10 protein-coding genes, 9 tRNA genes and 1 riboswitch are annotated in these 19,014 nt (G+C 39.4%); of the genes, 2 read left to right on the top strand and 17 right to left on the bottom strand.

Translation table 11 applies throughout. The features are described from left to right. Nucleotides 1–28 precede the first annotated feature (28 nt). Entirely contained in the window at nt 29–442 is a 414-nt protein-coding gene (gene rpsL / locus AC6UD8_RS01720; RefSeq protein ID WP_010022704.1) for a 30S ribosomal protein S12, read from the bottom strand. 183 nt (nt 443–625) lie between these two features. Here rpsL and AC6UD8_RS01715 point away from each other — a divergent pair, with 183 nt between their 5' ends. After that, nucleotides 626–1,288: a prepilin peptidase gene (locus AC6UD8_RS01715; protein WP_500693540.1), complete on the top strand. Its 663-nt coding sequence runs from the start codon at nt 626–628 to the stop codon at nt 1,286–1,288. A gap of 21 nt (nt 1,289–1,309) precedes the next feature. Then, nucleotides 1,310–1,405, top strand: a riboswitch (purine riboswitch). Between the two features lie 37 nt (nt 1,406–1,442). Further along, nucleotides 1,443–2,018: a xanthine phosphoribosyltransferase gene (locus AC6UD8_RS01710; RefSeq protein WP_500699275.1), complete on the top strand. Its 576-nt coding sequence runs from the start codon at nt 1,443–1,445 to the stop codon at nt 2,016–2,018. A 57-nt stretch (nt 2,019–2,075) separates the two neighbouring features. On the opposite strand, the gene rpoC is transcribed toward AC6UD8_RS01710, so the two are convergent. From rpoC to serS, 16 genes are all read right to left on the bottom strand, one after another. Then, nucleotides 2,076–5,726 (bottom strand): DNA-directed RNA polymerase subunit beta', encoded by a 3,651-nt coding sequence (gene rpoC, locus AC6UD8_RS01705; protein WP_500699274.1) that lies wholly within the window; start codon nt 5,724–5,726, stop codon nt 2,076–2,078. A 17-nt stretch (nt 5,727–5,743) separates the two neighbouring features. Beyond that, entirely contained in the window at nt 5,744–9,382 is a 3,639-nt protein-coding gene (rpoB, locus tag AC6UD8_RS01700) for a DNA-directed RNA polymerase subunit beta (protein WP_500699272.1), read from the bottom strand. Between the two features lie 258 nt (nt 9,383–9,640). After that, nucleotides 9,641–12,139, bottom strand: coding sequence for an ATP-dependent Clp protease ATP-binding subunit (locus AC6UD8_RS01695; RefSeq protein ID WP_500693536.1), 2,499 nt, complete (start codon nt 12,137–12,139; stop codon nt 9,641–9,643). 47 nt (nt 12,140–12,186) lie between these two features. Continuing rightward, the gene (locus AC6UD8_RS01690) at nt 12,187–12,660 is read right to left on the bottom strand and encodes a CtsR family transcriptional regulator (RefSeq protein WP_500699270.1); all 474 of its coding nucleotides are present in this window, start codon (nt 12,658–12,660) and stop codon (nt 12,187–12,189) included. A 98-nt stretch (nt 12,661–12,758) separates the two neighbouring features. After that, nucleotides 12,759–12,832 (bottom strand) — tRNA-Pro (locus tag AC6UD8_RS01685). Nucleotides 12,833–12,861: 29 nt separating this feature from the next. After that, a tRNA-Pro gene (locus AC6UD8_RS01680) sits at nt 12,862–12,935 on the bottom strand. Nucleotides 12,936–12,940: 5 nt separating this feature from the next. Then, nucleotides 12,941–13,014 (bottom strand) — tRNA-Arg (locus AC6UD8_RS01675). A gap of 108 nt (nt 13,015–13,122) precedes the next feature. After that, nucleotides 13,123–15,327, bottom strand: a complete 2,205-nt coding sequence (ppk1, locus tag AC6UD8_RS01670; RefSeq protein ID WP_500699268.1) for a polyphosphate kinase 1 — start codon at nt 15,325–15,327, stop codon at nt 13,123–13,125. A 1-nt stretch (nt 15,328) separates the two neighbouring features. Then, a complete protein-coding gene (locus AC6UD8_RS01665; RefSeq protein ID WP_500693533.1) occupies nt 15,329–16,723 on the bottom strand; it encodes a DUF2252 domain-containing protein in 1,395 nt (464 codons plus the stop codon). Nucleotides 16,724–16,927: 204 nt separating this feature from the next. Then, nucleotides 16,928–17,013, bottom strand: a tRNA-Leu gene (locus AC6UD8_RS01660). Between the two features lie 17 nt (nt 17,014–17,030). Continuing rightward, a tRNA-Gly gene (locus tag AC6UD8_RS01655) sits at nt 17,031–17,102 on the bottom strand. 3 nt (nt 17,103–17,105) lie between these two features. After that, nucleotides 17,106–17,179, bottom strand: a tRNA-Thr gene (locus tag AC6UD8_RS01650). A 10-nt stretch (nt 17,180–17,189) separates the two neighbouring features. Beyond that, nucleotides 17,190–17,271, bottom strand: a tRNA-Leu gene (locus AC6UD8_RS01645). Between the two features lie 21 nt (nt 17,272–17,292). Then, nucleotides 17,293–17,365, bottom strand: a tRNA-Lys gene (locus AC6UD8_RS01640). Nucleotides 17,366–17,368: 3 nt separating this feature from the next. Then, a tRNA-Val gene (locus AC6UD8_RS01635) sits at nt 17,369–17,441 on the bottom strand. Between the two features lie 170 nt (nt 17,442–17,611). Continuing rightward, nucleotides 17,612–18,901: a serine--tRNA ligase gene (gene serS, locus AC6UD8_RS01630; RefSeq protein ID WP_500699266.1), complete on the bottom strand. Its 1,290-nt coding sequence runs from the start codon at nt 18,899–18,901 to the stop codon at nt 17,612–17,614. Nucleotides 18,902–19,014: the final 113 nt, after the last annotated feature.

Here is a 19,014-nt window from a genome sequence, read left to right as displayed (position 1 = left end):
CCTCCTCAATAATAACTTAATTAATTGTCTATTCCTTAGGTTTCTTAGTACCGTATTTAGAACGACCTTGGCGACGATCACTTACACCCGCAGTATCTAATGCACCACGAACAACATGATATCTAACACCAGGCAAATCCTTAACACGTCCACCACGAATTAAAACAACACTATGTTCTTGCAAGTTATGTCCAATTCCGGGAATGTATGCAGTAACTTCAATCAAGTTAGAAAGTCTAACACGAGCATACTTACGTAAAGCTGAGTTAGGCTTTTTAGGAGTCATAGTACCAACACGGGTTGCAACTCCACGTTTCTGAGGTGCAGGGTTCTGTGTGTTTTTCTTTTTGTAACTGTTATATCCGAAGCCTAAAGCTGGGGATTTTGATTTAGAAGTTCTAGATTTACGACCTTTACGAACCAATTGGTTAATTGTAGGCATCTAAAAAGTCCTCCCTTTCCTAATATAATATATTTTTTAAGTCCACACATCCAGGCGGTTCTTTTTTGAAGTTAAAAAAACCGCTTAGTTGTTTATAAGCACAATAAGTAGAATACCACGTAGAAAAAGACGTGTCAATAAGACCTCAATTAATTTCCGTACTTTTTGGTGGAGGTTTTGTTGATGATCATTTATTGGTTTATTGTAGGTAGCATCGTTGGATCTTTTATAAACGTTATGGTTGATCGAACCATTACGCACGAAAACTTTGTCTTCGGTCATTCTAAGTGTAGTAACTGTGGCAAGTTTCTAAAGTGGTACGAACTCATCCCGATTGTGAGTTACATGATTCAATTCGGAAGGTGTCGGACATGTTCAACTCGATTACCACTTTATTTACTGTATTTTGAAGTAACCGGAGCCACCGCTTTTACTATATTTCCACCTGTTTGTTTAGATAACCTCGAAAATTTATCGCTACTTTTACTTATGCAGGTTATGGCAACTTTTGATTTATTAACTTACCATTTCCCTACAGCATATTCACTGATTGCAGTAATGATAGCTCTTATAATTTCTAATCCTCTAACGAAGACAACTGGAATTTATATTATTGGATATTTAATATTGATAATAATAAATCATTACTTCCATTTCATTGGCAACGGGGATTTGGATCTCTTCTTGATCCTTTTAATTGCATACGGAATTACGGTTACCAATCTAGTCGTTTTAACCGGGTCAATCATAGCGATCATTTATGCCATCTTATTTAAAAAACGTGCGATTGCTTTTATTCCATTCATTTACATTGCCACTCTAATTATATTAATTTGGTTTGCTTAAAGTTAAAAATTAAATTATGATTAACGTAATAAGTGAAGCTCTAATATATAGTCGTAATGGGTCGACAGTCTCTACTTGGAACCATAATTCCAAACTATTAGGAAAAAAGACCCTAAACTTCTATATTAGGGTCTTTTTAAATGGGAGAGTAATCATGAAAGAATTAGAAGAAGCAATCAAAAATAAAGGCCAAGTCCTTCCTGGAAATATTTTAAAGGTCAACTCGTTTTTAAACCATCAAATTGATCCTAATTTGATGTACTCCGTTGGCAAAGAATTTGTCAAACGCTTCTCAAACGATAATATTACTAAAGTCATCACGGTTGAATCATCTGGAATTGCCCCAGCCGTCATGACTGGCTTAGTATTGGGTGTTCCCGTCGTTTTTGCGCGAAAGAAAAAACCATCCACATTAAATGATGCAGCCTATTCGGCTGATGTATACTCATACACCAAACAAAAAACTAACCGCATTTTTATTGAGAAAAAATTCCTTTCACCTGACGATCACGTCTTAATCATCGATGATTTCTTAGCAAATGGCGAAGCCACTAAAGGGATGATTAAGATCGTTGAAGCAGCTCAAGCCAATCTAGTTGGAGTCGGCATTGTAATTGAAAAGTCATTTCAACCCGGTGCTAATTGGATTAAAGAGCATGGCATTCACCTAGAATCACTAGCCCGCATCTCATCTCTTAATAACAATGAAGTAAGTTTTAAAAAAGATTGATTAATATGTATCAAAAAGGGAGTTCATCATTGATGAACTCCCTTTTTAGTTTAATAACTAGTTTTTACTTGAATCTTTTTGTTGCATTTCTTTTTCGACATCACTTAATGAAGTAACACCCTTGGTCTCAGTCTTACCCTCTTCTTCTGGTTCAATGTTTTCATATTTCCCAACACCAGTACCAGCAGGTAATAACTTACCAATGATAACATTTTCCTTCAAACCAACTAATGGATCAACCTTGCCACGAATTGCGGCATCAGTAAGAACACGAGTGGTTTCCTGGAATGATGCAGCTGACAAGAAACTGTTAGTTTCAAGCGCCGCCTTGGTAATTCCGAGTAATACAGGACGAGCCGTTGCAGGTGTTTTACCACTAATCACAGCATCCTTATTACGATCCTTGAAATCATCAATATCCATCAAAGTACCAGGGAGGATGTCAGTGTCACCTGGGTCCATAACACGAACCTTACGTAACATCTGTCTTACCATGATCTCAGCGTGCTTATCGTTAACTTCAACACCTTGTCTTCTATAAACTTCTTGAACCGCAGTTAACAAGTAAGTCTCAGTTGACAAAACGTCTCGAACTTTAAGCAATTCCTTTGGATCAATTGAACCTTCATTTAAAGCATCACCACGACGAACCTGATCGCCTTCTAAAACTTTCATACGGGCCTTAATTGGAACCTTGTACTTCCGGGTATCAGACTTACCTTTGATGGTAACCTCTTTGATGCCTTCAGCAGGATCTTCTTCAATTAATTCAACCGTACCGGTAACTTCACTGATAATTGCTTTACCCTTAGGATTACGTGCTTCCATAATTTCCTGAACACGAGGAAGTCCTTGGGTAATATCTGAACTACTTGCAACACCACCGGTATGGAAAGTACGAAGAGTTAACTGAGTACCTGGTTCACCAATTGATTGGGCCGCAATGGTACCAACAGCTTCACCAACCTCAACTTCGTCACCAGTAGCAAGGTTTCGACCATAACACTTCTCACAAACACCATGAGCAGTATTGCATGTGAAGGCGGAACGAATTTCAACTGAATCAATTCCAGCGTCCACAATTTCTTGAGCAACGTCTTCATCGATCATTTCATTCTTTTTAACAATCACTTTACCAGTCTTAGGGTTCTTAACGGTCTTCATTGCGTTACGACCAAGGATTCGGTCATACAATGGTTCGATCATTTCGTCCCCTTCGGTAATGGCACGAACAACAAGACCACGGTCAGTTCCACAGTCTTCTTCTCTAACAATGACATCTTGGGCAACATCAACAAGTCGACGAGTCAAGTAACCAGAGTTAGCAGTCTTAAGTGCCGTATCGGTCATACCCTTACGAGCACCGTGGGTTGAAATGAACATTTCCAAGACTGAAAGTCCTTCTTTAAAGTTAGAGGTAATTGGAAGTTCCATGATTTCACCATTAGGTGAAGCCATCAAACCACGCATCCCAGCTAACTGAGTAAAGTTCGAAATGTTACCACGAGCACCAGAGTCACTCATCATAAAGATTGGGTTCTGGGGATCGAAGTTTTTCATTAATTTGTTTTGAATTTCGTCTTTGGCATCATTCCAAACACTAACAACTCGTTCATAACGTTCTTGGTTAGTAATTAAACCACGACGGAATTGTTTAGTGATGGTATCAACTTTCTTATGGGCGTTAGCAACAATTTCTGGCTTTTCCTTTAAATCAGTAATGTCAGAAATACCAACCGTCAAACCAGACTTAGTTGATTTATCATTACCTAAATCCTTAATTCGATCAAGAAGTTCTGAAGTTTCAGTAACTTGGTATTGACTGTAAACTTCAGCAATGATGTCACTTAAAAAGCCCTTCTTAAACGGTTTAACCAATTCAGCGTTCTTCAAGTGTTCATGAATGTCTTCACCAGGCTTCAAGAAATACTTGTCAGGCACGTATCCGTGCAAGTTAGTTGAAGTTGGTTCGTTCAAATAGGTAAATTTCTTTGGAAGAATCCCATTGAAAATAACCTTTCCAACCGTCGTTACTAAAATCTTATCTTTTTGATCGTCAGTAAACGGTTTGTCTGGGAAGGCGCTCGCTGGAATACCAATTCTGGTATGCCAATGAACCTTTCCATCACGGTAAGCTAATTCAACTTCATCAGGATCGTTGAATACCATTCCTTCACCTTCAGCCCCTGCTTCTTCAAGGGTTAAATAGTAGTTACCAATAACCATATCCTGTGAAGGAGTAACAACTGGTTTACCATCTTTAGGAGCCAAAATGTGTCCAGCAGCAGCCATCAATAATCTTGATTCAGCTTGAGCCTCATCAGATAGTGGAACGTGAATGGCCATTTGGTCACCATCAAAGTCAGCATTATACGCAGCACAAACTAATGGATGCAAACGCATTGATTTCCCACTAACCAAAACTGGTTCAAAAGCCTGAATTCCAAGTCGATGCAAAGTAGGAGCACGGTTCAAAAGAACTGGATGTTCCTTAATGACATCAGGGAGAACTTCAAAGACAGCGTCGTCTTGACGTTCGATCTGACGTTTAGCGTTTTTAATGTTAGAAGCTAGACCACGTTTAACTAGCGCATGCATAATGAAGGGTTTAAATAATTCCAATGCCATTGATACTGGAAGCCCCATCTGACTTAGTTTTAAATTAGGACCAACGTCAATAACTGAACGACCAGAATAATCAACACGCTTACCTAACAAGTTCTGTCTGAATCGACCTTGTTTACCCTTTAATAGGTGAGAAAGTGATTTAAGGGGACGGTTACCAGGTCCTGCAACAGGACGACCACGACGACCATTATCAATCAAAGCGTCGACAGCTTCCTGGAGCATTCTCTTTTCGTTTTGAACAATAATGCCAGGAGCGTTCAGGTCTAACAATCGTTTTAATCGGTTATTTCGGTTAATAACCCGACGATATAAATCATTTAAATCAGAAGTAGCAAAACGACCACCTTCAAGTTGAACCATTGGTCGTAAGTCAGGCGGCATAACTGGAATCGCATCCATTACCATCCATGACAACTGATTGCCAGAAGTAGCAAAGGCCTCAAGAATATCTAGACGACGAACGGCACGAGTTCGCTTTTGTCCCGTTGCTTTCTTAAGCGTATCTTTTAACTCTTTGACTTCTTTATCGATGTCAACGTCGTTTAATAAAGTTCTGATGGCTTCCGCACCAATTTCAGCGTGGAAACGATTGCCGTATTCACGCTTTTTGTCACGGTATTCTTGTTCTGAAAGCAACTGCTTCTTCTCCATTGGTGTGTTACCTGGGTCGGTAACAACGTATGAAGCAAAGTAGATGATTTCTTCAAGAGCCCGTGGACTCATGTCAAGAACTAGTCCCATTCGACTAGGGATTCCCTTGAAATACCAAATGTGGGTTACAGGAGCTGCTAATTCGATGTGTCCCATTCGTTCACGTCTAACTTTTGAACGAGTGACTTCAACACCACAGCGATCACAAACGATACCTTTATATCTGACACCCTTGTATTTTCCACAGGCACATTTCCAGTCCTTAGTTGGACCAAAAATTCTTTCATCAAACAATCCATCCTTTTCAGGCTTTAAAGTTCGATAGTTAATTGTTTCTGGTTTTTTAACTTCTCCATATGACCAACTACGAATGGTCTCAGGTGAAGCTAAACCAATTTGCATACTTTTGAATTTATTAACATCAACCATTGGCGTACCCTCCTTTATTATTTATTGTCGTCATTTGTATCATTTTTTGAGTCGGCATCAGATGAAGTTGGAGTTTGTTTCTCATTTTCATCTTTCTTTTCTTTATCCTTCTCATTTTTATCATCTTGTTTTTGAGCAAACTTACTCAATGCGTTCACGTTAACAACGTCTTCGTCATCGTCCATGTCACGCAAATCAATTTGTTTGTTTTCGGCATCGAGAACCTTCATGTCCAGTCCCAATGCTTGTAATTCTTTAACTAATACTCGGAATGACTCAGGAACACCTGGTTTAGGAATTGGATCACCCTTGACAATTGCTTCGTAGGTCTTAACCCGTCCGACAACATCATCTGACTTGTAAGTCAAGATTTCTTGGAGGGTGTGTGCGGCACCATAAGCTTCAAGAGCCCAAACTTCCATTTCACCAAAACGCTGTCCACCAAATTGAGCTTTACCACCAAGTGGTTGTTGCGTAACTAGTGAGTAAGGTCCAATGGCTCTTGCATGAATCTTGTCTTCAGCCATATGGTTAAGTTTCAAGTAACCCATAACTCCAACAGCAATTCGTTTGTCAAATGGTTCACCGGTTCTACCATCATACAGAACCGTCTTACCATCAGCTGGCATACCAGCTTCCTTTAAAGCGTCGGTAATATCTTCACTACGAGCACCATCAAAGACTGGGGTGGCAACGTGAATTCCAAGCTTCTTAGCAGCCATTCCAAGATGCAATTCAAGCACCTGTCCAATGTTCATCCGTGATGGAACACCCATGGGGCTCAATAAGATGTCGATTGGGGTACCATCTGGCATATATGGCATGTCTTCTTCAGGAATAATGACGGAAACAGTACCTTTATTACCATGTTTTCCAGCCATCTTATCTCCAACTTGAAGTTTACGTTTCTGGGCAATGTAAACTCGAACCATCTTGTTTACACCGGGCTTTAATTCATCGCCGTTTTCCCTAGTAAAGACTTTAACGTCTTGAACAATTCCACCGGCACCATGAGGTACTCGAAGTGACGTGTCACGAACTTCTCGAGCCTTTTCACCAAAGATAGCGTGAAGTAGTCGCTCTTCAGAAGATAATTCAGTAACACCCTTAGGGGTTACCTTACCAACCAAAATATCGTTGTCATGAACTTCGGCACCGACTCTAATAATTCCGTCTTCGTCAAGATCCTTTAGTGCATCTTCACCAACGTTAGGAATTTCTCTAGTCATTTCTTCAGGTCCCAGTTTTGTATCTCTAGTTTCTGACTCATACTCTTCAATATGAATTGAAGTGTAAGCATCATCTTTAACTAGTCGTTCGGAAATGGCAATGGCATCTTCAAAGTTATAACCCTGCCATGTCATAAAGGCAACGGTTGGGTTTTGACCTAAGGCCAATTCACCATTTTCCATTGCTGGGCCATCAGCGATAATTTCATCGGCATCAACATGATCTCCAATTTTTACAATTGGAGTTTGGTTATAGTTTTTACCACCGTTAGAACGCATAAACTTCATCAATTTGTACGTATCTAAAGTGCCATTATCACGTCTTACCCGAATTTCTCTTGCATCAACATATTCAACGGTTCCAGGATACTTAGCAATCTTAGCAACTCCAGAATCATGAGCAGCTTGATATTCCATCCCAGTTCCAACAAGTGGTGCGTGTGGTCTGATCAAAGGAACAGCCTGACGCTGCATGTTAGCACCCATTAGGGCCCGGTTTGAGTCATCATTTTCTAGGAACGGAATACATGCCGTTGCCACCGCAACAACTTGCTTTGGTGAAACGTCCATGTAGTCAACGTTCTTTGAATTAGTTTCAACGTATTGGGACTTATCACGTGCCATAACCTGATCGTCTTGAAAGGTTGCGTCTTCATTTAATGGAGAGTTCGCCTGTGCAATCACGTATTTATCTTCATCGTTAGCAGTTAGGTAATCAATCTTGTCGGTAACCTTATGAGTAGTCCAATCAACACGACGGTATGGGGTTTCGATAAATCCATACTTGTTAACCCGAGCATAACTTGAAAGTGAGTTAATCAATCCAATGTTAGGACCTTCGGGAGTTTCAATTGGACAAATTCGACCATAGTGAGTGTAGTTAACATCACGAACTTCATATCCAGCACGGTCTCTAGTAATACCGCCAGGTCCTAAAGCAGATAATCGACGTTTATGGGTCAATTCACCTAACGGGTTCGTTTGATCCATGAATTGTGAAAGTTGTGATGAACCAAAGAATTCTTTAACAGAGGCCACCACTGGTCTAATATTAATTAGTTGTTGTGGTGTTACCGTTGAAGCATCCTGAATGGACATTCTTTCTCTAACAACTCGTTCCATCCGTGAAAGACCAATTCGGAATTGGTTTTGCAGTAATTCACCAACTGATCGAACACGACGGTTCCCCAAGTGGTCAATATCATCAACAGATCCAATTCCTTCTTGAAGATCCAAGAAGTAATTGATTTCAGCCAAGATATCAGCTGGGGTAATGTGTTTATAGTCCAGATCGATATTGTCATTACCAATCACTGGCACAACTTTGTCTGGATCTGTATTTGAATATACTTTAATTACTTGAACAGTAACTGGATCAGTTACGACAGCTTGATCGGAAGGATTAAAGGTGTAAGCCTTAAAATCTTTGTTAGCCAAGTACGGCTTCAACTTTTCCATCAATTCTTTGTCAATCACATCACCCTTGTTAGCGATGATTTCACCAGTATCTGGGTCAGCTAGGGTCTCGGCCAAAGCTAATCCCATTAAACGAGTCTTCATGCTCAATTTTTGGTTTGTCTTGTAACGACCAACCGGTGCCATGTCGTAACGTTTTGGATCAAAGAATCTTTGGGTTAACAAGTTTCTTGCTGACTCAGCTGTCTTTGGTTCACCAGGACGCAAGCGTTCGTAAATATCCTTTAATGATTCCTCAACACGAGAATCATCGGCATCCTTATGAACGTCTTTTTCAAGGGTAAGTGAGAGACTATCATTAGTATTTCCAAAAATATCAGTAATTTCATCATCTGAGCCAAAACCAAGGGCACGAACTAATTCAGTCAAAGGAATCTTTCTAGTACGATCAATTCGAACGTATGAAATATTCTTCGCATCAGTTTCAAATTCCATCCAAGCACCACGGTTGGGGATCACAGTTGAACTGTAAATTTCACGACCATTTTTGTCGAGATCTTTATGGTAATAAACACCTGGTGATCGCACTAATTGAGAAACGATAACACGCTCTGCACCGTTAATGATGAAAGTTCCTTGGTCAGTCATAAGTGGAAAGTCACCAAAGAAAACATCTTGAGTCTTAATCTCACCGGTTTCATGGTTGGTTAACTTGAGAGTAACGTGTAATGGGGCTGAATAATTTGCCTCATGAGCACGTGCTTCATCAACCGTGTACTTAGGTTCCAATAGTTTATAATCAACGAAATCTAGTGAAAGCTTTCCTTGAAAATCCTCAATTGGCATAATATCTTTAAACATTTGACGCAAACCTTCGTCTAAGAACCAGTTATAAGAATTTGTTTGAATCTCAATCAAATTTGGAAGATCCAATACCTTCTTAATTCTGGAATAACTTCTACGGGTCCTGTGTTTTCCATACTTTACAATGTGTCCTGCCAAGTTATTCACCTCTCCCTAAAATTCCACGAAAAAGAAATGTTACGTTTTTGTTACAAAAAGCCATATTGCTGGTTTTTGAGCAAAAAAAATCCAAAAATAAGATCTAAATCTTACTTTTGGTTCTTATAAACGCCATCACGGACAATAGATCGCAACGACTCATTTCAATTCCCAGTTACATACTCTACATATAATACAAAGAATCAAAGTAAAAGTCAATCAATATGCACAAAAACTCACAGTAAAATTTTACTGTGAGTTTTAACGTTATTTACTTAGAATTTCTTCTTTGGGATTCTTAACTTCACGTCTATTAATCGTAATCTTGTTTTTATGCGCACCGATCGTAATCTGATCACCGGGTTTGAACTTGCCCGCTAATAAGTCTTCACTCAATGGATCTTCAACTTTATCCTGCAAAGCTCTTCGAATTGGTCGAGCACCATAGGTTGGATTGTAGCCAACTTCAGCAACTAAATCAATGGCAGCTGGAGTCATTCTAACTTTGTAACCCAATCCATTGGCACGATCAATCAGTTCTTGTGACATTAACTTAACGATTCGGTGTAATTCCGACTTAGTCAAGGAATGGAAGATCACCGTATCATCAATTCGGTTCAAGAATTCTGGTTTAAAGAATTTCTTCAACTGTTCTTGAATCGTGGCCTTCATAGCATCGTAATTATCATCATTACCGGATTTTTCAGCGGCAAATCCAACGGTGTTCTTGTATTGCAGCTCTGTAGCACCAATGTTGGAAGTCATAATGATGACAGTATTTCGAAAGTCTACTTTTCGGCCCTTGGCATCGGTTAAGTACCCATCATCTAGAACTTGAAGTAGCAAGTTAAAGACGTCAGGATGAGCCTTTTCAACTTCATCAAGTAAAACAACTGAATATGGATGCTTTCGAACTTTTTCGGTCAGTTGACCACCTTCATCGTAGCCAACGTAACCAGGTGCAGAACCGACCATTCGGCTAGTCGAATACTTCTCCATGAATTCACTCATGTCAACTCTGATCATGTCATCTTCTGAGCCAAACATTGCTTTTGCCAAATCTTTGGCAAGTTCAGTTTTACCAACTCCAGTTGGACCAAGAAACATGAACGATCCAATGGGACGATTGGGATCTTTAAGTCCACTTCGTGCCCGACGAATTGCTCTTGCAACCGCTGAGACAGCTTCATCTTGTCCCACAACTCGTTCGTGTAAAATCTTTTCTAAGTTTACTAAACGCTTCTTGTCAGATTGTTTCAAATGAGTAACTGGAATTCCAGTCCATTCGGAAACAATTTGAGCAATGTCTTCAGCATTTTCTTTTAATTGATAATTGTGAGTCTTGTTAGCATCATTTTCTTTAATGCGTTGTTTTTGGGTTAAATCCGCAATCTCTTTTTGTAACTTTTGTTCTTGCTTACGAATTGAAACCGCATCTTCAAAGCGCTGTTCCTCAATGGCTTTGTCCTTATCATTTTTAACGGAACTAAGTTTTGATTCAGCGCTTGCTAACTTGTCATCTTTTCCAGTTGAATCCAGTCTAACTTTAGCTGCACCTTCATCCATCAAGTCAATTGCCTTGTCAGGAAGGTAACGATCACTAATGTAACGACTAGATAAATCAACGGCTGCATTAATGGCATCATCGGTGATTTGAACGTGATGGTGTTCTTCGTATTTGGGACGTAATCCCTTAAGAATCTTCCGTGATTCATCCTTACTTGGTTCTTCAACTTCAACCGTTGCAAAACGACGTTCTAATGCTTCATCAGATTCAATGTACTTCTGATATTCATCTAAGGTAGTAGCACCAATAACTTGAACCTGACCACGAGCAAGAGATGGCTTTAAAATATTTGAAGCATCAACTGATCCCTCAGTTCCACCAGCACCAATCAAGGTATGCAACTCATCAATAAAGAGAATGACATTGCCACTATCTTCGACTTCCTTTAAGACCTTCTTTAAACGATCTTCAAATTGGCCACGATACTTAGTGCCAGCAACCAGTGATCCCATGTCTAATTCCATTACCCGCTTATTTTGCATATCCGCAGGAACGGATTTATTCACAATTTTTTCCGCTAAACCTTCAGCAATGGCAGTCTTACCAACACCGGGTTCACCAATTAAAACTGGATTATTTTTAGTTCTTCGGCTTAAAACCTGGATGACACGACGAACTTCAGCGGTGCGTCCAACCACTGGATCGAGCTGATTATCTCGAGCAGCTTTAGTCAAATCACGTGCCAGTGAATCTAAAGTTGGAGTTTCGCTTTGTTCTGACTCACCATTCGAATTATTTTCAGAAGCCATATTAGTATCTGCAACCCCCATCTTTCGGATCGTTACTTTTCGGACTTGTTCTGGGCTAACTCCCAAGTTAGTCAAAATTCTTGAAGAGAGCATCGCATCATCACTAGTTAAAGCTAGCAAAATGTGCTCAGTACCCACTTTAGTTGATCCATACTGCTTGGCAATCTTTCCAGCTAAAGCTAAAATTTCTTTCATCTTTGGAGAATACGGCAGATACGTGTTTCCATCGACCTTTAAATTACCGTATCCAGCCAACTGCTCAATTTCTTCTCTAACGTCCGCCTCGCTGACGGCAAGTTGTTGGAGAGTTTGATAAGCAATCCCATTCTTCTCAATGGTAAGTGCCAGTAACATGTGTTCGGTTCCGACAGCTTGATGCTGGAAACTCTTAGCTTGTTCTTGGGCAATTACCAAAACGTTTTTTGCACTAGGGGTAAATAAATTATGCATATGCAAATCTCCCTTCATTTCTCTTCAAATCATAATCCATAATAAAACTAACACTCATATTTAAGCCGGTAAAGTAAAGCCTCCAGAACACTCGCTCTAACCTGATATTCCATTGCTTGATCAGGTAGTTTAATTGCCTCTTTCTTTAAAATAGCAGCAATCATGTTCTTCTCTTTCTCGGTAATGACTCCATTAGCATATAAGGTGGTTAAAATTGATTCTTCATCCTTCTCGGAAATTTCATCACCGATTGAATCAATCAAACTGTCTAGGACATCCGAATTATCCATTAAATTGATTTTTTCAATCCTGATGTAACCACCACCACCACGTTTGCTTTCAACTAAATAACCATTACGCAACGTAAAACGCGTCTTAATTACATAGTTAATTTGTGACGGCACCACGTCAAAATGATTGGCAATGTCTGATCGACGAATCTCGACTCGTTCTTGATCATTATCACCTAGCATATCCTTCAAATAATCTTCAATAATGTCCGATATATTACGGCTTGCCATAAACTCATCTCATCTCTGACTAATGTTGACTATTATTATACAAAGAAGATTCGTAAATTCCAAGTAAATACTCTTGGAAACCAAGGTAATAAAAAAAATCGGGAAAACAAGATTCGAACTTGCGACCTCCACGTCCCGAACGTGGCGCTCTACCAAGCTGAGCTATTTCCCGATGCTTAAATATTAAAAAGTATATAAAAATCGGGAAGACAGGATTCGAACCTGCGACCCCCTGGTCCCAAACCAGGTGCTCTACCAAGCTGAGCTACTTCCCGATGAATGCACCTAGTAGGAGTCGAACCTACAACCTTCTGATTCGTAGTCAGACACTCTATCCAATTGCGCTATAGGTGCATAAGTATTAAACGTTCACATTCATCAGCGAACATATATTATTATACCAGAAGTATCCGATTTTGGGAAAGAAAAATAAAAAAAGTAACCAGAAAAATCTAGTTACCTTTACCACCACAATAACACACCCACTACCACGATAATCGTAACGACTAAAATCGAAACATAGAACCATTCGTTCTTTAACTTGGAATCATTTTTGACGTTAATCCGAATGTCGTGACGCTTAGAAATGTGCTTTTTATTATTTAATTTGGGATCATCGATAATTTTTAAGAAGGTTTGTTGGGCGGACCTCCCCTTGGGATGCTTGAACTTAAAGTACTCACCATCAGGCTTTAAAAAGCTCCCATCCACATCATCTTGAGCGTAAATGTCGATGATGTTTAAAAGCTGTTGTTTTAGTTTTGGATCGAGAATTGGCGCCGCTAGCTCGACACGGTTATCCATGTTTCTTGTCATTAAATCAGCAGAAGATATCCACAATTTAGAATCATCCTGAGTGAAGAATCCATAAATTCGACTATGTTCCAAAAACTCACCAACAATGCTTGAAACCACGATTTTTTCTTTTTTCCCGCAAATTCCAAGTTTAAGACAGCAAGCTCCTCTAACAACGAGCCTAAATGGTACACCCACTCTGGCCGCATCATAAATGGCTGAAATCACTTCTACATCAGTCAACGAGTTAATCTTTAAAAAGACTGCTCCTTTGCCGGTTCTTAAATAACTTTCTTTAACTTCCTGGATCCCATCAATCACTTGATCTTGAATTTGATGGGGAGAAGCTGATAAAACTTGATAACTGGGTTGAGCGGCATCTGGAGCTTGCAAGTAATCGAAAAATTTTGATAGGTCTTGAACATAATCGTCCTTACTGGTAAAGAAACTTAGATCAACAAATCCCTTCGCGGTTTGCATGTTGTAGTTTCCCGTTCCAACCTGGATATAGCCCTCGGGGTGATTGCCCTCTTTTGTTAACACCAAACAAGTTTTACTATGAACTTTCATGTCTTTTTTTCCAAAAATAACATGAACACCAGCATTCTTCAGTTTTTCAGTTACTTTCAAGTTGTTCTTTTCATCAAAACGAGCTCTTAATTCAACCACAACGGTGGTTTTAATTCCCTTTTGAGCGGCTTTTGCTAGTAAATCAACCACTTCAGAGTGTTTTGAAACCCGATACAGGGTTTGTTTAATCGCAACTGTTTTAGGATTTTCGACCGCTTCTTTTAAGAACTGCAAAAACTGACTAAACGAATCATATGGATATTGGATAAGGAGATCCTTTTGATCCAAGTACGAAAGGATTGAGGCGGAAGTCGACCAAGTTCGAGGATTAAATTTTGCGTAACAATATTCTGGATAATCAGGTGAATACTTACTGACGATCTCAAATAGATAAGTTAAATCAACCGGACCAGGAATCTTAAAAATAGCATTCTTTTCAATCTTAAACTTGTCAATAAAATCATTTAAGAAATCATCGTCAGTATTACCATCAAATTCCTCAACTTCAAATCGGGTTACCTTTCCTTTTTCCCGGTCAACAAGATACTGACGCATCCGAGAAATTGTTTCAAAATTATTATCCTCTTTTTCAACATCTAAGGTGGCATCAAGGTCTCTCGTCACTCTAAAGACGACCGTTCCAGTAATTTCTTTTCCATTAAAGAGACGCTTGAGGTTATGATTAATCAAATCTTCAAGTAAGATATACGTATCAATCCCGTTCGATTTAACCGAAAGCAAGCGGTCAAACTTAGAAGGAATGGGAATAATCCGAATGGCTTTTTTATCATCACCTTTGACTAAGACGCCAATCGCAATTTGCTTGTTAGAAAGAAACTTTAAATCATAATTTTCATCAAACTCTTTAAAGGAAAGTGATGGTTGAATCTTCTTAATAAAGTATTGATTGACTTGATCCCTTTGTTTGTCATTAAGGTCTGCATAAGACTCAATCGAACAAACATCTCTCTCCTTTAATTCTTGATTTAATTTATCGTAATCATTGTATTGGATCTTAAAATTTTCATCATTACGATCATGAATCTGATCCAGGATCTGGCTATAGTGAAGTCCAGACTTCTTTTCAATCCCATTATCACTAAGCTCCATTTGCCCTTGAACGCTTGGAACCCTGACACTATAAAACTCATCTAAATTATTTGACCCAATTGCTAAAAACTTCAGCTTTTCCAAAAACGGAGTGAACGATTCCGTGGCTAGATTAATCACTCTTCGATTAAATAAAGTCCAACTCAAATCCCGGTTATAGCACGAGTCAACATACTCTTCATTTCTCTTCATGTTATTTCAAATCCTTAATAAACGTATCATAATCAATCTCAACTTGTTTCATGTATTCATTGGCGAACTCAATGAATGACTTTTTGACCTTGTCACTATTTTTTAGGTACCCGATAATCATCGGAAACGTTGGTGATTGACTGTGTGCTCGTGCAAGTAAAATCACACAAACTAACACGTAATCCTTAAAAGCGTCTAAATCCAACTTATTAAGATTTACGGAACCCTTCATATCCTTAAACTGACGAACGTAATAACTCTTATTACTAGTATTAAACCACCCTAAAAATGGGTCCGAGGCAGTTTGAAGAATCAGCTGACAATCAACAATATTTTCACCCAATGAATCATTTTTGTTCATACCAATAACATTGTTTTTATAAATTGGAAGGGCTTGCTTAATCTGCAAAACCAAGTAATTATTGTTAGCGTCCTCTAGTAAAACTAAAAAGCAAAGAGTGCCAACACTTCCCACTCCCACACTGTGTCTTACAATATCAACGATCTGGAAGTTAGAGAGAAAGAAACGGATATCACTTTTAGTATGATTGTAGTAACGATCGAGTCCATCACTAATTTTTTGATAATCTTTTTTCCCAATGTGAACCGTAACCGGTTCATTATCAATAAAGCGCCGTTCCCCGTTTTTAAGAACGGTTGTATACTTTTCCACAGCGTAGTCAGAAGTACTTCTAAGGGCCTTGTTAATACTCTTAGCGGTAATTTTTTGAAACGATTTTTTAAAATGCTTCTCACCGTCTTTTAATGTACCAAAAATCTTAGAAATATTTCTGATGGAATTAGGCAATGTCAGTTTATCCATGGCTGGAATCTCCGTCATCCTGACCAAGGCACTACGATAAGCCTCCAAGACATCCCTTAAAAACGGATTAACTTCATTTGTGATGTCAAATCCTTGTTGCTTCGCGACCAATAAAGCACTTACTAGAAAACGTAATAAGTCATCTTCAAAGTGACCTACGTGAGATTCGTCAAAATCATTTAAATCGAACAAAAGTTGATGCTCTGGAGAACCATAAAAACCAAAGTTGCCAAGGTGAGCATCACCCGCAATCAACAGATTGATATCACTCATGGGAATGGTACCTAAATCATGATTCATTAGCTCAACGCTTCCCCGATAAAAAGAAAATGGATTTTTGGCCATTCGTTCTCGTTTTAATCCTAGAAGTCCACTAAGTAGCAGTGAATCACGCTCAGTCAAAATTGGTTTAATGTCCCGCTTTCTAGCTTTGAAATTCCGCATGGCTTCCATGTTGGCATCATTACTCATCTTCTCACCAACATGAATTAATTGATCATCATTCATTGAAACGTCATTAAGTAAAGCACTTACGTTATTAAGCCCATAAGGCGATTTTTTCTCGAGTTTCATATCGCTTCTCCTTTATTTGATCAATCATACCGTTATCGTAATTCTAACTTGTCATGTAAATGGAAATCAACTTATTACCCACATCACAACATCAATTTAACTCTATGATAGCGCTGTCGGACCCGTATTTCTACCTTGAATCAATATTTTAAATAAAAAAGAGAGTCCTAGTAATAGGACTCTCTTACTGTTTTAAATTTTAAATGCCGGGGACCGGGATCGAACCGGTACGGTCATCACTGACCGCAGGATTTTAAGTCCTGTGCGTCTGCCAATTCCGCCACTCCGGCAGTATGATAACAAAAAAAGCGGAAGACGGGATTCGAACCCGCGACCTCCACCATGGCAAGGTGGCGTTCTACCACTGAACTACTTCCGCATATGCCGACTATAGGATTCGAACCTACGACCTCTTCATTACTAGTGAAGCGCTCTAGCCAACTGAGCTAAGTCGGCGAAAAATCAATGCGGGCGAAGGGATTCGAACCCCCACGTCCTAAGACACTAGAACCTAAATCTAGCGCGTCTGCCAGTTCCGCCACGCCCGCATAATAATGTGTTACTGGCAATGAGCCGTGGCGGGTTCGAACCGCCGACCCTCTGATTAAAAGTCAGATGCTCTACCAACTGAGCTAACGGCTCAAATGGAGGATACAGGGATCGAACCTGTGACCTCCTGCTTGTAAGGCAGATGCTCTCCCAGCTGAGCTAATCCTCCATTGATAGATATCATTGCGATAAAGCGCAACGACAACTATTAAATAATATCATTTTGATGTTTAAGCGTCAAGAACAAATTGGTTACGCCTCAACGATCAATTCTTCTCAAACCAGTCATACAACAAACATTATTATACCGGAATGTCTTATTGATTTCTACTATTTTTGTTAAAATTTTTCATTTTTTACAATCTTCTTCATCCCATGCATATAAGGTTGAAGAACTTCGGGCACATTCACAGTTCCATCTTCATTTTGATAGTTTTCAAGGATAGCTGCAACCGTTCTACCAACGGCTAAGCCAGAACCATTTAACGTATGAACGTACTGCAATTTGCCGTTCTCATCTCTGTACTGAATGTGAGCCCGTCTTGCCTGAAAATCAAGCGTGTTAGAACAACTTGAAATTTCGCGGTACCGATTTTGAGCTGGCATCCATACTTCAAGATCATGAGTTTCAGCGGCAGTGAAGCTCATGTCACTTGACGTTAGCGTGATGACATGATAAGGCAGACCGAGTTTCTGAAGTAATGTCTCTGCTTGATGCGTAATTTCCTTTAAAGCATCCCAAGACTCCTCGGGCTTAGTAAACTGAACCATTTCAACTTTGTTAAACTGATGCAATCGAATTAAGCCCCGGGTATCTTTTCCGGCACTTCCTGCTTCTGATCTAAACGCTGGGGTCAAGGCGGTGAATTTCACTGGTAACTTCTCTTCAGAAATGACTTCGTCGCGATAGAAATTAACCAGTGGAACTTCAGCAGTCGGAATCATGGTCAAGTCACTATCTTTAATCTCAAATCCAGCCTTATTTTCTAGGAATTTAGGAAACTGCCCGGTCCCAAACATTGAATCAGAATTAACCATGTATGGGGGTAAGACTTCGGTGTATCCAGCATCGGTGTTTTGATCCAAATAGAAATTATATACCGCACGTTCTAATTTGGCTCCTGCACCTAGATAGTATACGAAGCGACTTCCTGATACCTTAGCACTTCGCTTGAAATCTAAAATATCTAAGTCTTCGCCAATTTCCCAGTGGGGTTTAGGGGTGAAATCAAACTTCCGTGGTTCACCAATTCGTCTTAACTCTTTTGAACCCTCTTCGGTGAGACTAACGGGAACTTCATCAGCAGGAACATTGGGTAAATGAGCCTCAATATTATGTTGTTCGGCTTTGATAGTTTCTAGCTTTTCATCCAGCGCCTTGATCTCTTTTCCAACTTCACGCATTCTGGTAATTTGATCATTTGCGTCCTCTTTATTGCGCTTGAGCTGTGAAATTTTCTCAGATACCTCATTTCGTTCCGCTTTAAGCGACTCACTTTTAACGATTAGATCACGCCGTTCTGAATCTTTTCTAAGTAAATTGTCAATCACTTTGCCAGGCACATTTCGCTCGGCTAGCTTTCCTTTATACCAGTCTGGATTACTTCTAATCAACTTCATATCTAACATTTTAATTTCCTCCCTTAAAAGACACAAAAAGACCCTCGTCATATTGGGACGAAAGTCTTTTCGCGGTACCACCCAAGTTCCAATTAAGGCACTCGATTAATTAATAACGGTAA

The sequence above is a fragment of the Fructilactobacillus sp. X1R3C1 genome, assembly GCF_059901545.1.
The sequence above is the reverse complement of the archived record's forward strand: the minus strand, read 5'-3'. Positions and strand labels throughout refer to the sequence as shown.

What these genes read in the sequence shown, in the direction of transcription:
- AC6UD8_RS01665 (WP_500693533.1), bottom strand. Translation starts at nt 16,723, where the DNA reads ATGAAACTCGAGAAAAAATCGCCTTATGGGCTTAATAACGTAAGTGCT.
- AC6UD8_RS01710 (WP_500699275.1), top strand. Translation starts at nt 1,443, where the DNA reads ATGAAAGAATTAGAAGAAGCAATCAAAAATAAAGGCCAAGTCCTTCCT.
- rpsL (WP_010022704.1), bottom strand. Translation starts at nt 442, where the DNA reads ATGCCTACAATTAACCAATTGGTTCGTAAAGGTCGTAAATCTAGAACT.
- ppk1 (WP_500699268.1), bottom strand. Translation starts at nt 15,327, where the DNA reads ATGAAGAGAAATGAAGAGTATGTTGACTCGTGCTATAACCGGGATTTG.
- AC6UD8_RS01695 (WP_500693536.1), bottom strand. Translation starts at nt 12,139, where the DNA reads ATGCATAATTTATTTACCCCTAGTGCAAAAAACGTTTTGGTAATTGCC.
- AC6UD8_RS01690 (WP_500699270.1), bottom strand. Translation starts at nt 12,660, where the DNA reads ATGGCAAGCCGTAATATATCGGACATTATTGAAGATTATTTGAAGGAT.
- rpoC (WP_500699274.1), bottom strand. Translation starts at nt 5,726, where the DNA reads ATGGTTGATGTTAATAAATTCAAAAGTATGCAAATTGGTTTAGCTTCA.
- serS (WP_500699266.1), bottom strand. Translation starts at nt 18,901, where the DNA reads ATGTTAGATATGAAGTTGATTAGAAGTAATCCAGACTGGTATAAAGGA.
- AC6UD8_RS01715 (WP_500693540.1), top strand. Translation starts at nt 626, where the DNA reads ATGATCATTTATTGGTTTATTGTAGGTAGCATCGTTGGATCTTTTATA.